Source organism: Candidatus Dependentiae bacterium, from assembly GCA_016191325.1.
In the GTDB taxonomy this organism is placed as follows: domain Bacteria; phylum Babelota; class Babeliae; order Babelales; family JACPOV01; genus JACPOV01.
In genome coordinates this window covers 125,017-139,765 of sequence record JACPOV010000008.1, presented here as the reverse complement: position 1 = coordinate 139,765, position 14,749 = coordinate 125,017, and the positions used below count along the sequence as shown (strand labels likewise).

Annotated in this window: 16 protein-coding genes; 9 read left to right on the top strand and 7 right to left on the bottom strand. The window is 38.9% G+C overall.

The genetic code is table 11. The annotated features are described in order from the left end of the window. Window positions 1–108: 108 nt before the first annotated feature. Window positions 109–891, top strand: a complete 783-nt coding sequence (locus HYX58_00870; GenBank protein MBI2774541.1) for a hypothetical protein — start codon at window positions 109–111, stop codon at window positions 889–891. Window positions 892–951: 60 nt separating this feature from the next. On the opposite strand, the gene murA is transcribed toward HYX58_00870, so the two are convergent. Further along, window positions 952–2,307, bottom strand: coding sequence for a UDP-N-acetylglucosamine 1-carboxyvinyltransferase (gene murA / locus HYX58_00865; protein MBI2774540.1), 1,356 nt, complete (start codon window positions 2,305–2,307; stop codon window positions 952–954). A gap of 109 nt (window positions 2,308–2,416) precedes the next feature. On the opposite strand from murA, the gene HYX58_00860 reads away from it, so the two are divergent. From HYX58_00860 to HYX58_00825, 8 genes are all read left to right on the top strand, one after another. Beyond that, window positions 2,417–3,013 (top strand): thymidine kinase, encoded by a 597-nt coding sequence (locus HYX58_00860; protein ID MBI2774539.1) that lies wholly within the window; start codon window positions 2,417–2,419, stop codon window positions 3,011–3,013. An 83-nt stretch (window positions 3,014–3,096) separates the two neighbouring features. Further along, window positions 3,097–4,440 carry a DNA repair protein RadA gene (gene radA / locus HYX58_00855; protein MBI2774538.1) on the top strand — a complete coding sequence of 448 codons (1,344 nt, stop codon included), beginning with the start codon at window positions 3,097–3,099 and terminating at the stop codon, window positions 4,438–4,440. A 113-nt stretch (window positions 4,441–4,553) separates the two neighbouring features. After that, complete coding sequence (locus tag HYX58_00850; GenBank protein ID MBI2774537.1) at window positions 4,554–4,925, top strand: hypothetical protein; 372 nt, start codon at window positions 4,554–4,556, stop codon at window positions 4,923–4,925. Between the two features lie 77 nt (window positions 4,926–5,002). Beyond that, entirely contained in the window at window positions 5,003–5,329 is a 327-nt protein-coding gene (locus tag HYX58_00845; GenBank protein MBI2774536.1) for a hypothetical protein, read from the top strand. Between the two features lie 78 nt (window positions 5,330–5,407). Next, window positions 5,408–8,734: a CPBP family intramembrane metalloprotease gene (locus tag HYX58_00840; protein ID MBI2774535.1), complete on the top strand. Its 3,327-nt coding sequence runs from the start codon at window positions 5,408–5,410 to the stop codon at window positions 8,732–8,734. A gap of 47 nt (window positions 8,735–8,781) precedes the next feature. Further along, window positions 8,782–9,507: a hypothetical protein gene (locus HYX58_00835; protein ID MBI2774534.1), complete on the top strand. Its 726-nt coding sequence runs from the start codon at window positions 8,782–8,784 to the stop codon at window positions 9,505–9,507. A gap of 48 nt (window positions 9,508–9,555) precedes the next feature. Then, a complete protein-coding gene (locus HYX58_00830; protein MBI2774533.1) occupies window positions 9,556–9,846 on the top strand; it encodes a hypothetical protein in 291 nt (96 codons plus the stop codon). Further along, window positions 9,839–11,155 carry an aldehyde dehydrogenase family protein gene (locus tag HYX58_00825; GenBank protein MBI2774532.1) on the top strand — a complete coding sequence of 439 codons (1,317 nt, stop codon included), beginning with the start codon at window positions 9,839–9,841 and terminating at the stop codon, window positions 11,153–11,155. The genes HYX58_00830 and HYX58_00825 overlap by 8 nt, the downstream gene beginning before the upstream one ends. A gap of 328 nt (window positions 11,156–11,483) precedes the next feature. Here the strand turns inward: HYX58_00825 and HYX58_00820 are convergent, their stop codons facing one another. The 6 genes from HYX58_00820 to HYX58_00795 form a co-directional block, all read right to left on the bottom strand. After that, window positions 11,484–11,753: a hypothetical protein gene (locus tag HYX58_00820; GenBank protein MBI2774531.1), complete on the bottom strand. Its 270-nt coding sequence runs from the start codon at window positions 11,751–11,753 to the stop codon at window positions 11,484–11,486. A 71-nt stretch (window positions 11,754–11,824) separates the two neighbouring features. Continuing rightward, the gene (gene add / locus HYX58_00815) at window positions 11,825–12,829 is read right to left on the bottom strand and encodes an adenosine deaminase (protein ID MBI2774530.1); all 1,005 of its coding nucleotides are present in this window, start codon (window positions 12,827–12,829) and stop codon (window positions 11,825–11,827) included. Between the two features lie 6 nt (window positions 12,830–12,835). Further along, window positions 12,836–13,180, bottom strand: a complete 345-nt coding sequence (locus tag HYX58_00810) for a hypothetical protein (GenBank protein MBI2774529.1) — start codon at window positions 13,178–13,180, stop codon at window positions 12,836–12,838. 192 nt (window positions 13,181–13,372) lie between these two features. Further along, complete coding sequence (locus HYX58_00805) at window positions 13,373–13,735, bottom strand: hypothetical protein (GenBank protein ID MBI2774528.1); 363 nt, start codon at window positions 13,733–13,735, stop codon at window positions 13,373–13,375. 44 nt (window positions 13,736–13,779) lie between these two features. Next, the gene (locus HYX58_00800) at window positions 13,780–14,172 is read right to left on the bottom strand and encodes a hypothetical protein (protein ID MBI2774527.1); all 393 of its coding nucleotides are present in this window, start codon (window positions 14,170–14,172) and stop codon (window positions 13,780–13,782) included. Window positions 14,173–14,312: 140 nt separating this feature from the next. Beyond that, window positions 14,313–14,648 carry a hypothetical protein gene (locus HYX58_00795; GenBank protein ID MBI2774526.1) on the bottom strand — a complete coding sequence of 112 codons (336 nt, stop codon included), beginning with the start codon at window positions 14,646–14,648 and terminating at the stop codon, window positions 14,313–14,315. Window positions 14,649–14,749 lie beyond the last annotated feature (101 nt).

The window sequence follows — 14,749 nt, the reverse complement described above, 5'->3', positions numbered from 1 at the left end:
AGATTACGTGAGCACTAGAATTTAAAAAGATTAGCGAAAAAAAAGGGTTTTTTTGTTGAACTGCTGCTAAGTTTATTTGTACAATTCTCCTAATTAAAGGAGTATTCGATGATAAGCGCAATTTTAAAATCTTGGATCGATTCCGTTTCTATTTTTTTGCCTCATAATTTTAAAAAGTTTGTCTATCAGACGATGGAAACTTTTGCAGCATCAATGCGGCCATTTTGGACTTATATAGGTTGGCTTGTCGCACTTGAAATTATGCTCTTGTTACTCGCGGTTTATTCAAAAAACACTGTTCAAGAACGTGGTATTGACCCTCAATCCGGCTTTGCTTTCCCCTATTCATTATTTGCAGTTTCGAGTGTAACTTTTTTTGTTATATGTTTTTACATTGTCAATTTTTATCTGTTTGTAGCTGTTAGGCAAACAAAACAAGAAAAAAATGGTCGCTATTTTTTGTCATACGCTTGGCATCTTGTTACATATTATTTTGTAGAGAGGTTATTTGTTGGCTTAACTCAGGCCGTTTCAACGCTTACGCCATACGTTTCCTCGTACATTGGAAAAGATCTCACCAAATATTCATCTATGTCGATCCATATATTCGTTAAGGCTATTTTTTTCTTTTTTACCTTTTTCTTGCTTGAAAATAAAAAGCTCGGAGGCGAGATTATTCAAAAGGCTTTTTATGATGCATTTAAATTTACGGTAAAAAATCTTCCTATTTGCATACTTTACCCTCTGCTATTGATGTTCAGCGCAGAAACTCTTTTGCGATATTCAGACTCTTATGCGCTTATTATTATTTTTGTGCTCGGCGAAACATTAGTACTTCAACTCGTTGTTTCATCTGCAGCTGTATTTTATAAGCAATTTTCTCGACAGTAAAATGATAAAGAACAGGATAGACCAAACAGTCTAGCCTGTTTCTTTTGATGAACTATGTAACTATTCTCCACTGCTCATTAATGCAATTTTTGCGCCGAGAGTTACTAATTTTTTTTCTAATGCTTGGTAGCCTCTTCGCCAATGGTGAATTCCCGTAATCATCGTTGATCCTTTTGCAGCAAGTCCTGCAATCACCAATGCACACGAAGCGCGAATATCGGATGCAATTACATTTGTTCCATAAAGTTCTTCAACGCCGGTAATCAATGCGCGATCGCCATTTACTGCAATTTGTGCGCCCATTTTTTGAAGTTCACGAACATGAAGAAAACGATTTTCGTATACCGTTTCATGTACTTCACTTTTACCTTGTGCCAAGCAAAGTGCAGCCATCATTGGTGCTTGTAAATCGGTAGGAAATCCTGGATAAGGAGAAGTTCTAAATGAAACTGCCTGAGGATGTCGCGTTGCAATAAGCGAAATGCCAATGCCATTTTTACCAACTTCAATGTGATGCCCCATTTCTTGTAGTTTGAGTAAAAAAACTTCCATGTCGGTAGCGACTGCCTGCGGCAAACTCAGCGAACCGCCAGCAATTGCTCCTGCAAGTAGTAAGCTGCCCGCTTCAAGGCGATCCGGAATAACCGTATGCTCAACCGGGCGCAATTGTGAAACACCTTCAATTTCAATAGTTGCTGGTGCGTGGATAGTGATGCGTGCTCCCATGGAACGCAAAATTGAAATCAGATCGTTTACTTCAGGTTCAAGGGCTGCATTAATAATGCGCGTTGTTCCAGGAACCAGCACTGCTAGCATTAAAAGATTTTCTGTAGCGCCAACACTCGGATAATCAAGAATCAGCGTTGCAGATTTGAGATGAGAAACATGCGCACGCAGATATTCGCCTTCAACTTCAAGCTGCACTCCCATTTTTGCGAAATTTTTCAAATGATAATCGATCGGACGCGCTCCAATTAAGCAGCCTCCTGGAAGCGCAATATCTGCACGGCCAAAACGAGCAAGCAATGGCCCCATCACCAAAACAGACGCTCGCATTTTTTTCATAATTGCTGCCGGCACTTGAAACGTACGGATAAAACTCGTGTCGACTTCGAGCATATTCAGTTCAGGATAAAAGGTAACCTCAGCTCCAAGCTCTTCAAGAAGCGTAACCATTTGAATAACATCTGCAGAGCACGGAACATTTTTAAGAACAGATTTTCCCTCTGCAAGAATAAGCGACGCCATAATAACGAGCACCGCGTTTTTTGCTCCCACAAGCGAAACTTCGCCCTGCAGCTCTAATGATTGCTCGACAGCAATATAATCTGCTTCCGCTTTGCCGGAAAAATAGCGTGCTTCGATCGTATGCCATTCATGCGAAGCAAATAATTGTTTACCGATCACGATACTCATGCGAGCCCCTTGAATTCAAACTAAAAAAAATTGGTACTTATCTTAACGCAAAAAAAAAATTACTCTAATAAAAAAAGTTAAATTTTTTTCAATACGAAAGCATTATGCTATGACACCATATAAAAGTCACGAAACGAAGGGGACGTTAGAAGTTATTTGCGGCCCAATGTTTTCCGGAAAATCTGAAGAACTCATACGGCGCATTAAACGAGCCCAGTATGCAAAACTTTCAATAGCAGTTTTTAAACATCAGTTTGACAATCGAACAACCATTGAGCATATCGCATCGCACGACGGCTCGCGCATTGCAGGCACTCCAATCGATCATCCTGAGAAAATGTTGGATGTCATTCCTGCATCTACAAAAGTAATCGCTATAGATGAAGTACAGTTTTTTCCGATTGAAATGGTAAACGTCATATGCAAACTCGTTGATGAAGGAAAGCGCGTCATTGCTGCGGGGCTCGATCTTGATTTCAAACGTCGCCCATTTGGCTGCATGCCAATTTTACTTGCAATTGCTGATCACGTGACCAAACTCAAAGCAATTTGCATGGATTGCGGATGCGAAGCACATTTCACGCAGCGACTTGTAGACGGAAAACCTGCGCAATACAATGATCCATTGGTTTTGGTTGGCGCACAAGAAAATTACCAAGCACGCTGCCGCGATTGTCATAGCATTGATGAACAGCCGCCATATTAAAATCCCCAAAAAGCTGAAGCTTTTGTGGGGACCCCCGATAGAACATAAGCTCCTTGTAAAAAATAATCGATTGCGAAATAAAAATGGCAAAACAAAAAATAGAGTTTAATTGCGCAAGTTGCGGCTACCGGCCACCTAAATGGGTTGGATGCTGCCCATCATGCAAAGAATGGGATTCAATTTCTGAAATGAAACCATCATTTACTGCAAAAGAAGCTCTTTTTGTTAAATCCACGGCAAAGCTCACCTCGCTCGATCAAGTCTCGCTCGAGTTTCAAGAACGCATGAATTCGGGCATTGACGAATGGGATCGCGTACTTGGCGGCGGCATTATGCCTGGATCGTTTCTCATCTTAACGGGAGATCCTGGTATTGGAAAATCGACCCTCTTGCTACAAATTGCGCACGCGCTTGCAAACAGGCACCGCGTAATTTATATTTCATCGGAAGAATCACTTGAACAAGTACGTTTGCGCGCCGATCGGCTAAATTGCTTGAATACACAACTTATGTGCTCCGATCATGCACAGCTTGAATCGATCATTGAACTGAGCGAAGAGCACAAACCTGATATTGTAATTATCGATTCTATCCAAAATTGTTATTCGGCCGATAGCCAAGTACTTCCTGGAAGTATTGGGCAACTGCGCGAATCAGGATTTCGCCTTATGCGCTTGGCGAAAGAAAATAAATGCGCCGTCATTTTAACCGGCCATATTACTAAAGAAGGCACTATTGCTGGGCCTAAAATGCTTGAGCATATGGTCGACGCAGTATTTTATTTACAAGGAGAAGATCGCTGGCAAACGCGCATCTTACGCGCGGTGAAAAATCGGTTTGGATCGATCGGGGAACTAGGTTTTTTTGAAATGCACGAAAATGGTTTACAGGAAGTTCGCAATATTAATCAACAGCTTCTGGAGGAGGCTTCTTATTCTCCCGGCTCTGCATTAATAAGCTACTTAGAAGGATCACGACCACTGCTTCTGGAGCTGCAAGCACTGTTAGTTCCGACCAAGTTTGGCATACCCCAACGCGTTGTCTCTGGCGTGGATCAAAAACAGGTTGTATTAATGGCCGCAATTTTAGAAAAATATTTGCGGATCAACCTGAACGCTCAAGATATTTTTTTCAAAGTTGGCGGCGGCTTTAAAATAAAAGAAAGCGGCATTGATTTAGGAATAGCACTTGCAATTCTTTCTAGCTATTTTCAAAAACCGCTCCCAGAAAAATCTATCATATTAGGTGAAATAAATTTAACTGGTCAAATCAAGCCGATCAACCAAATTGCCATGCATCTTAATGAGGCTCATAAATTTGGCATTCAAACGCTCGTCGTTGCACGCACCCAAAAAATCGATATTCCATTCCGGTCGGTGATAAGATTAGATTCGGTTTATCAGCTTGTAGAATTATTTAATGATTAATTTGGATACGCTGGGAAACTAGAAGCCACCAACAATAATAAAAGTGACAAATGAGAAAAATAGATACATAATTGCTTTAAATTAGCGCACTCATTTATTATTGGAAAATTTTTATGAAAAATTTATTTTATTATCCTCTCTGCTTTGCACTGGCACTTTTTGTAAACAGCAATGCCTTTGGAATGGACTCATTATCATTGCAATTAAAAAAAGTTGGCTTGAACGAAACACCTTCATTTAAAAAGACAAAAAAACCAAATGATGAAAAAAAAGCAAAGCGAGTTTTTTCTAGAGAGTTCAATAAAATAAAAAACGATCTTACTGATAAAAATGCATCTCCAATAAAAGAAAAGCTTTCCGAATTAATAAAGTTTAGTCGCAAGCATAAATTGTATACAGAAAGAGTCGTAGCAAGTGGTCGTCTTTGCAATCTAAATATCCTGACCGCAAAATCAGATCCTACGTCTCAAAGTAATCCCTCATAAACGAATATACCCATTTGCATCATAATAGTACTATACTAAAGTAACTACCTATAAGTATTTTAACTTCAAGCGCGGCCATGAATATTTTAAAAGTTGTATTATTTGTTCAGTATTTTATATTCTCATCCTTAAAGCTCTGCGCCGTTCAGCGATTACTTGAACACAAACTCTTAGATTTACAAAACAAGCAAGAACCTATTATAGCAAATATAGATTTCCATCATCAGCGTCGCCAACGCATACCGCTTAATACCAAAGAAGAAATAGAACAGTTTAAAGCTGAATGTGTTAATCTGGCAAAAGAAGCAAGTAGAGCCAATAGTTCAGATATTGCTCGGAAAGCAAAGGCAATCAAAAATACTATTTTTCTCCAACGTCAACGTTTGTATAAAAAGCGCAAATAGATTTTCCATCTATCCTATTAGTTATAATACTTTTATACTTAAACTTCCTTCTGTATAACTTATTAAAAAAAGGAAGTTATGAGCTCAACCCGCGTTTGGTCACGCACCCCATTATTTTGGATAACATTAACCTTACTTTGTTTGAGCGGCTTATTATTTGCCTATCATTTTTTTCCTAAGGCATTTGCCATCCTCAATATCCGCATCACTATGAATCGTGAACAAGCGCTTGAAAAAGCGGCCGCTCTTGATCGCATTCATCAATGGGGGCCGGAAAATTATCAGGCAGCAGTTGCATTTAAAACTGATGACGAAACAAAAAATTTTATTGAGCTCGAAGGCGGCGGGACACAACGGTTAAATGAAATTATTAAAGAAAAATGGTACACCCCCTATTATTGGATTGTGCGCCATTTTAAAGAATTTGATGCGCACGAAACCGAAATTCTTTTTACACCTGAGGGAACTTTCTACGGCATGTCCGAAAAACTTCCTGAAGATGCGCCGGGATCCGCACTCGCGCCACAACAAGCGTTAGCAATCGCACGAGAAAACGCGCTTAATTGGCAGATAGATTTGAGCTCGTATACTTTCGCACAATCCTCACAAGAGATGAGACCAAATGGGCGCATCGATCATCAGTTTGTTTATGATCGCATCGGCCATTCGGTTAACGGAGCTCCTTTTCAACTGCATCTTGGCGTCAGTGGCGATCGATTGACAGAAATTAAATATCAGATCAAGGTCCCTGAAAGTTTTAAGCGTCGTTATGAACATATGCGTTCAGCAAATAATATTATTGCGTTCGGTGCGCTTTTTTTGATCTGTATTCTTTATTTAGGAATCGGTTGCCTTGCAGGGCTTGCATTTCTTCTTGCGCGTCATTCGCTTCTCTGGAGACCAGCGCTTGCTGCGGGCTTTTTGGTGGCACTCCTGCAATCGTTTAACACCCTCAATGAGCTTCCCCTTGCTTGGATAGAATATGAAACAGCACTCAGCAAAACATCCTTTTTCGTTCATCTTTTTATCTCTCTTTTTGCAAGCCTTTTAATATATACCGGATTACTTACTCTCGTATTTGCTATCGCAGAAGGATTAACACGCTACGCTTTTGGCTACCATCTCAAACTATGGTCGATGTGGAAAAATGAAAATGCTTCGTCGATCCAAGTGCTGGGTAGAACCCTTGGTGGCTACCTCATAATTGGCGTAGATATTGCTTATGTTACTGCAGCATATGCTTTCACAACTCGCTATCTAGGTTGGTGGACACCTGCTGAAATGCTTTTCAACCCCAATATTTTAGCCACTTATTTTCCTTGGTTTAGTGCACTTTCGCAAGCATTTATGGCTGGATTCATGGAAGAATGCCTTTTTCGCGCAATCCCTCTAGCGGGTGCGGCATTGCTTGGCTCCTATTTTCGACGACGAAATCTTTTTATCGCACTTGGTTTTATTATACAAGTATTGATTTTTGGCGCAGGCCATGCGAATTATCCGCAACAACCCGCCTATGCGCGCGTTGTTGAGCTGATATTTTCATCATCACTTTTTGGTGGAATTTATTTGATTTATGGCTTGCTCCCAAGCATTCTATCGCATGTTATCTTTGATGTTTTCTGGATGGCTTTACCCCTTTTTATCTCAACCGGGCCCGGAACGCTTATCAACAAAGCGCTTGTAATTATTATCTCATCGATTCCACTCATCATCGTACTTTATGCACGGTTTAAAAATGGCACATTCACTCAAGCGCCTGCAACTGCCTATAATAAATCTCTTCAACCTGAGCCTAAACAAAAAGATGATGAATTTTTTATCCCTGAAGAAGAACCTCTTCGCGGAATTTCTGGAAAAGAAATTCGCTTTCTTGCATTATTTGGCATCATCGCAATGGTGGGTTGGCTTTTCCTTACCCCATTTAAACAACAGAATTTTCCTTTAGAAACACGAAAAGCTGAAGCACTAAATTCCGCATCTTCTATGCTAACGGAACGTGGCTTTTCGCTTTCAAATCCACCGTGGCAATCGCTTATTAATACTCATGGAGACACAGATGAGCACGATAGGTTTGTGATCCAAAAGAATGGAAAAGATGTGTACATGAATTTGCTTGGCTCTTATATCACGCCAGCCTCTTGGAGATTGCGGTTTGCACAGTTTGAGGGAGATATAGCAGAACGTTCAGAAGAGTTCGGCATTCTTGTTGAAGGCTCTGGAAAAATAAGAGAATTTGATCACGTTCTACCCGAAGCTCGGCCCGGAGCTTCTCTTAGTGAATCATCTGCACGAAAAAAAGCGCACGAAATCATTAGAAATGAATTTAATCTAGATCCTGCAAAATTAAATGAAATATCCGCAGTCTCAAAAAAACACCCAACGCGCGTAGATTGGATATTTACGTTCAAAGATCCTCATGTTCTGCTAAATGATGGCGAAGCGCGCGTTAAAATCTCTCTTGCGGGAGACGAATTTTCAAATGCGGAACGCTTTATATTTATTCCAGAACAATGGCAACGCGCAGAAAAACAATATACAACGGTAATAAGAATTATCGGCATGATCTGCAGCTTATTTGCGCTTATTTGTTTAGGTTTCTTTATGATCTTGCTCGTAAGAAATTGGCGCCGCCTTGCATTTTCATCAACGATCTTTTTTGTTTTTTCTGTTTTACTAGCACTAAAAGCGCTCGTGCAATCGATCAATATTTGGCCACTCATTACCGCCTGCTTTCAAACTAGCGAGCCATATTTACATCAAGCAATCAGATCAGGTGGTTGGCTCATGCTGCAAATTATTTCCCAAGGATTATATTATGGCGCTGGTGCAGCTCTTGCAACTACAAGAACCCTCAATAAACACACGCAAAAATCGATTACCATTTTTATTGGCGTCTGCTGCGGTTTGATATTAAGCGCAATGGGATCCCTTGCTCTTGCATTAGCGCCCACTTTTAAACCTCTCTGGGCAGACTATACTCACGCTGCATCACTGATTCCTAGCATAGGATTTGCGCTCACCATGTTCACCGGATACGTTTCAGCGACGATAATATTTTTACTCATCACCCGCTTTGCTGATCTAGTAACAGCACAATGGAAACAACGCTCGCTTGCTGGGCTCATTCTAATCGTGCTTCTTATTTTCTGTATTAATGGTTTATCGATCGAATCAATTGGCACATGGCTTCTGCCAAGCTTACTGGTTGGCGGCGCTACTGCAGCTCTGTATTACGTTATCATCAGACACATTCGCAATTCCATTCCCATTATCACTGGAACAATAACAATTTTGGCAATCGCACAACAAGCAGCATTTCATGCATACCCAGGAGTTTTGCTCGGCGCGGCGCTAGCGATTCTTCTCATCGGAATGCTTGCTTACTGGTGGGAAGAAAATTTATAATTAATTACACATAGAATATGGTTAAATTAATTATAAAAGGTTGAGCGATGAAATATTTAGTAAAATATGCAATTTTCTTAGCCGCACTTATAGCTTCAACAAGTTCAAGTAATGCAATGGTATGGGATCTGCCTGCCGGGCAAGAAGACGAAAAAAAAGTAATTCAAGATGCAAAAGAATTTATTGCAATGGTTCCTCACGAACAAGTTTTCCCCTATTCTCGCTATAAAAAAATAGTTGTCTCTCTAAATGCTTTTTGGCCGAAGTCCGCACAAGAACTTATTGATCTGCATGCAACTATGCTTGGCAAATTAGCTGAAATGGGTATCGATATGGATGCAAAAACTGCAAAAGAGATGATTATCAATGCAGGGCAATCGCTTGCAGAATTGAAAGCCCCAAAAGCGCCGTACACCCCGGAACTAGATGATGCACAAGAGCTTCTAAAAGAAAGAATTGGAATTGTAAACGCTTCAATTATTCTCTTTTCAAAAACAGCGAGCACAAGCGAACTGAATGATATTATCAATACGCTGACAAAAATGGCAGAAAAGCCTGTGCGCTCAAAAGATATTAAGCTCATTAATAAACGATTAGCATACGCATATAATCGCTTAATTAAAGCATACGAAAAAGAAGGAAAGAAGGATTTTGCACAAGCGAAAGCCATAGATGCTCAAAAAGCTATCAAAGCAATGGGAAATAATTTAGATACAAATAGTAGCGGCTATAAAGCACTCTTAAAGACGTTGAATGAATATGGCATAAAATAACTTTTCCGATTAGGATATAAAAAAATATATTAAAAAAGGGATATATTTATGCGAAAATTAATGAGCGTCTTCATTTTATCGATTTGGACGGTAGCGCTGTCGGGCATGGGCCATCAGCCAGAATCTCCAAAAGAATCAATTGCAGTAGCGACAGAACATTTTCATAAAACAGTTGTCGCAAAACATACCAACCTGACTCCTATAAACAAATGTTGGGACAGCACGAATGCTTTGCGTCCCGATGTAGATCCCCAACTTATCATTCTCGCTCGAGCAGAATTGGGAGACGAAGAATTTAATAACCGTTTTGCTGCAACATTAAAAAAACTGGATGAATAATTATCATATAGTTTCACGCTCACGCTCGTTTTTTGAATCAGGTCAAACCCGCTGTCTGTGTTTTCGTTTAAATTCGCTTCAAAAACTCAAGTCCGCTCTAACGGAAAATAAACAATTGCTTCTTGCGGCACTTCATGCTGATTTAAATAAATCAAAGCATGAAACATGGGAAAGCGAAATCGAAATCTGCCTGAAGGAAATAGACTTTCATTGCAACTATTTGACTTGTTGGGCTGCAGAAAAACGAGTTAAAACGCCAGTTGTTTTTTTCCCTACCGCAAGCATGATTATTGCAGAACCCAAAGGCGTAGTATTAATTATGAGCCCTTGGAATTTCCCAATCGCTTTAACCATAATGCCACTCGTTGGTGCAATAAGTGCAGGAAATTGCGCAATCTTAAAACCTTCGGAGTTTTCACCAGCAACATCGGAAGCGCTTGCAAAACTCATTTCCTCAACATTTGATCCTGGATACATATCAGTCGTTCAGGCAGATGCATCAAGAGCGCAAGATTTGGTTACTCTACCATTTGATCACATTTTTTTTACCGGCAGCACTCGCGTCGGCAAACTTGTAATGAGCGCGGCCGCACAAAATCTAACGCCCTTAACTCTTGAATTGGGTGGTTGCAACCCATGCATTGTTGATAAGGAAATAGACATAGAAATTGCAGCGCGAAGAATCGTTTGGGCTAAATTCTATAATGCTGGACAAAGCTGCTTAGCTCCAAATTATCTGCTTGTCGATCAGCAAATTGAAGAGCCATTTATTCACGAGATGAAAGCTATCATGAAAGAATGGTATCAAGATGCAAAATATCCATTTGCACGTATTGTAAATCAATTTCATTTTGAGCGTCTTGATAAACTTTTGGAAACACAAACTATTGTTGCTGGAGGCGATGCACAAAAAATCTCATTGCTGATTGAACCTACCCTAACCAAAACGACATTTGTAGATCCAATCGTTCATGAAGAAATTTTTGGGCCTGTATTGCCCATTATATCGTATAACAAAATTGATATGATTCTTGAAAAACTAAAAACAATGCCTAAACCGCTTGCTTGCTATTTTTTCAGCAAAAGCAAACGATTGCAAAATCACATTATTAATAATGTATGCGCTGGAAGCATCTGTATTAATGATGCCATAGTACAATATGCAAATCTTCATCTGCCATTTGGCGGAGTCGGTGCAAGCGGCTTTGGCTCATACCATGGCAAAAAAAGCTTTGAATCGTTCACTCATTATAAATCGGTAATGAGACGCTCATTTTGGTTTGATTGGCAGTGGCGATATCAACAATAGCCAAACTCAATTATAAAAATAAAAACGACTACCTGGCGGGATAGCGTAGGGCGCGTTTGTTGAGCTAGTCTGAGAATCATTTTTCGTACTTTGTATATCCGCCGGAGATTTTTGTTGTGTGGAAGCAATTGGTCTTTGATTATTCGATATTCTTTCTGGTTGCGTACTGCTTTGATTAATCATTGGAAAAATTGTTTGAACAAACGCAAAAGCCCAAAAAACAAAAATAGAGAATCGCATCGGCACTTCTATATTATTATATAAAATAAAGAGTTGTTTTACACTAAAAGTATCGTACCGGCTAATTACCCATTTGTCGACCAACCAATTACAGTTTAGCGCTAAGGTTTTTTTTCCTTGATTGAACTCTATTCATCCGTGAATAGAGCTTTTCCTTAGAGCTATTAGCTTGCTTTAATATGATGCTTTCTGCTTCGTTATTTTCATCTTTATCATCTCTCTTTTCTCGATATTTTATTTCAGCATCATCGTTCATGGTTCCCTGCACTCCTACAGCAAAACCAATCATTGTTTTTTGCATATTCATCGCTTCAAGAGAAAGTGAACAAATCATAAATGCTAGCCCATATTTCTTCATATGCTTCTCCTTTTTTCTTAAGTATATGAAAATTAGGCCGCAACTGAGAACAAAAATAGCACTTCTTTAAATCAGTTTGTCTTTATTGCTTCATTTAGCATTTTGAGATAATCGTTTTTTCGGTCATCTGAAATAAAAGCTGAAACAAATGAATTCCTAGCGCAGGCTATTATATCTTCCCGAGAGAGACCTCCCTCATTATATGCCATTCCATAGTTATCAAGTAATTCCGCCCCGAAGAAAACTGGATCATCAGAATTAATTGAAACCATAAGCCCGGCATCTAGCATTCTTTTAAGCGGATGCGCGTCAATTGTTGGAAAAATTCCGGTTTTAATATTGGAAATCGGGCAAACGGTAAGCGGAATGCGCCTCTTTATCAATTCTGCAACTAATTTTTCGTCTTGAATGCATCGCACTCCATGATCAATTCGATCCGCTTTCAGCAAATCAATTGTCTGCCAAATATTTTCAGGCCCGGCATTCTCTCCTACATGCGCTGTCGTTCGATAGCCAAGTTCTCGCGCGTAGTTAAATGCTTTCATAAATTTAGTTGGCGGATTGCTCGCTTCATACGAAGCTAAACCGATCGCAATAATTTTGTCTTTGTACGGAATTGAAAGCTTTAATGTATTTAAAGCAACCGCCTCATCAAGATGGCGCAAAAGGCACAAGATCATATTGGTCGTAATACCAATATCGCGCCGCGCATCAACAAACGCTTCATAAATGCCGTTAACAATAATGCCAGGATTAATTGCGCGAGGTAAATAGGTGTCAAAATCGAATGTCATTTCAAGATGAAGAACTCCTTGGGCATGGACTCGTTTTGCATACGCATATGCAACATCATAAAAATCTTGCTCGGTGTGCATAATTGAAGTCAGGCTTCTATACGCTCTCGCAAACTCATCATAATTGGTGAACTTAAACGCAGCGGATACTTCATCCACTGTTTTATAAGGCAGTTTCAACTTATTCCGGTCTGCAATAATAAACATTAATTCTGGAGCTAGCGTCCCCTCTAGATGAACATGCAGTTCAGCTTTGGGTAATTGAGCTAAAAAAGAATCCATCTTCACCTACTTTATTCGTAATCTTTTATTCATAGATACCTGTTTTCTAGCTTCTTTAACACATTCAACTAATAATTCGGGGGCATGCTTTTCTGATTCGCCCAAAATGTTATGTTTAATTAAAATTTCTCTCGACTCTTCTGGTATTTCATAATCTTGATTGTAGCAGGAAGCAATAAGATGCTGCAGCGCATTTTTTTTAATACTATTTTTGCTTGCGCGCCAAAATTTTATTGTTGCCAAGCAATTTTTATAATGTTCTTTCATTTCTTTTCTAACAAATAAGCTTGGATCTTCCATTGAAAAAATACTAAAAGGGAACAGTAAAAAAATTACAAATAAAAGCTTCATACGCATTCTCATAGTTAAACATGTACGAAATAGATTTCTCAATAATTTAGCAGAAATTAATCAGAATACACAAAATCAGCGCGATCAATGTTTTTCCATAAAAAAGAGCCGAGTTATTACTCGGCCCTAAAACGTTTTAAATCACTTATTTTATATCGAAATTTCTGAAGTATTGTTAATCCATTGATTTGCCTAGTGAGGTCCTTGGTCATTTGGCAAGATCGCTTCTTTCATCATTGCTGCAGCTATTGGATCGATAGAGCTTTCGCCTTCAAGTAGAAATCCTTTTTCTTGTAATAATTCTTTTGCAGGACTTGGCACTTGATATTCTAAATCATCACATGCTGCCTGCAAATGCTCCAGAGCTTGAAAATTAAGCGGTTCTTCTGGATTCTTAAGCTCATTGTAGGCCTTTGACAGATCAACATATAAAGCTAAGTATTCGTTTTTTATAGCTAATTTTTCTTCCTCAGTTTGCTCTTGAGGCTGTTCCATAGCCAAAATACTGCTCATTCCTGCTAAAATAATTAAGCCTTGAAATAATAATTTTTTCATAAAACCCCTAATAAAAACTCAATTGATAATACTAAAATTAGATATTATTTTTTTAATTGTCCTAATATTTCGAGTGCGTCAATTGCTTCTGATTCTTTCTTTTGTTTTGCGGCCGCTTTGAGCATTATTTCTCGAACATGAGGCGCAACCTTTTTTTGCGCTGAATTTACTAATTTCTTTTTTGCAAGTTGCACTGAGTTAACTTCAGTAATTGTATAATTTTCATCTTTTACCGATTTATTAAATTCATAGCGAATATTATTGGCAATTGACGGGGACCACTCTGCTTCGATTTCTTTAAGGGCTTCAAATATCTCAAGCGTGGCCAGAGTTTCAACATCTTCTAGTGCTGCCTGAAATTTCTTATCATTCTCCATTGCCACAACAGGGCCCGTCATAACCAAATATATTAATCCACTAAACAATAGCTTTTTCATAAAAACCCCTAATGAAAATAAATTAAAAAAATTATTTAGCATTTATTGCCAAATACCAATACCCATGACAATTGTATCTGAAGAAAAAACAATCTGCAAACGGATCATGACAATCCATTGCATAAAGAAGTCGCCATATTTTAGCTGTTTTGATCATTCAAAATAGTTGCTCGAACGATTGTTGCAACTTCAGCGGCGACTTTTTTCTCACCTGCTTGAATCAAATTTTTTTCCGTTAGGATTTTGATGATATTTGGATCCTCAACCTCTGCACCTGGATGACGACATACATCATAAAAGGTATTAACCGCAGTTAAATTCAGCGGATTGGAAGCATCGTCTTGAAGACTGTGGATCGTTGCAGAAACCGCTATAATCTGTTCAAGGTTCATACCATCAATTTCGGTTTCCTGCATACAATTTGAGTGATTCGCAACTAAGATTACCAGCAAAGAAAACAACAGTATTTTGTTCATGATTTGCTCCTTTCGTAAATTAAAAAAACAACTAAAATGGGGAGCTGAAAAATTTAACTATGTATGTAAATATAAAAATTAACATAGATGACACAATGGAA

Bases quoted from the DNA above. Each gene is read 5' to 3' on its own strand.
- HYX58_00820 (MBI2774531.1), bottom strand. From the start codon at position 11,753: ATGAAGAAATATGGGCTAGCATTTATGATTTGTTCACTTTCTCTTGAA.
- HYX58_00835 (MBI2774534.1), top strand. From the start codon at position 8,782: ATGAAATATTTAGTAAAATATGCAATTTTCTTAGCCGCACTTATAGCT.
- HYX58_00845 (MBI2774536.1), top strand. From the start codon at position 5,003: ATGAATATTTTAAAAGTTGTATTATTTGTTCAGTATTTTATATTCTCA.
- HYX58_00840 (MBI2774535.1), top strand. From the start codon at position 5,408: ATGAGCTCAACCCGCGTTTGGTCACGCACCCCATTATTTTGGATAACA.
- radA (MBI2774538.1), top strand. From the start codon at position 3,097: ATGGCAAAACAAAAAATAGAGTTTAATTGCGCAAGTTGCGGCTACCGG.
- add (MBI2774530.1), bottom strand. From the start codon at position 12,829: ATGGATTCTTTTTTAGCTCAATTACCCAAAGCTGAACTGCATGTTCAT.
- HYX58_00870 (MBI2774541.1), top strand. From the start codon at position 109: ATGATAAGCGCAATTTTAAAATCTTGGATCGATTCCGTTTCTATTTTT.
- HYX58_00860 (MBI2774539.1), top strand. From the start codon at position 2,417: ATGACACCATATAAAAGTCACGAAACGAAGGGGACGTTAGAAGTTATT.
- HYX58_00830 (MBI2774533.1), top strand. From the start codon at position 9,556: ATGCGAAAATTAATGAGCGTCTTCATTTTATCGATTTGGACGGTAGCG.
- HYX58_00850 (MBI2774537.1), top strand. From the start codon at position 4,554: ATGAAAAATTTATTTTATTATCCTCTCTGCTTTGCACTGGCACTTTTT.
- murA (MBI2774540.1), bottom strand. From the start codon at position 2,307: ATGAGTATCGTGATCGGTAAACAATTATTTGCTTCGCATGAATGGCAT.
- HYX58_00800 (MBI2774527.1), bottom strand. From the start codon at position 14,172: ATGAAAAAGCTATTGTTTAGTGGATTAATATATTTGGTTATGACGGGC.
- HYX58_00810 (MBI2774529.1), bottom strand. From the start codon at position 13,180: ATGAAGCTTTTATTTGTAATTTTTTTACTGTTCCCTTTTAGTATTTTT.
- HYX58_00805 (MBI2774528.1), bottom strand. From the start codon at position 13,735: ATGAAAAAATTATTATTTCAAGGCTTAATTATTTTAGCAGGAATGAGC.
- HYX58_00825 (MBI2774532.1), top strand. From the start codon at position 9,839: ATGAATAATTATCATATAGTTTCACGCTCACGCTCGTTTTTTGAATCA.
- HYX58_00795 (MBI2774526.1), bottom strand. From the start codon at position 14,648: ATGAACAAAATACTGTTGTTTTCTTTGCTGGTAATCTTAGTTGCGAAT.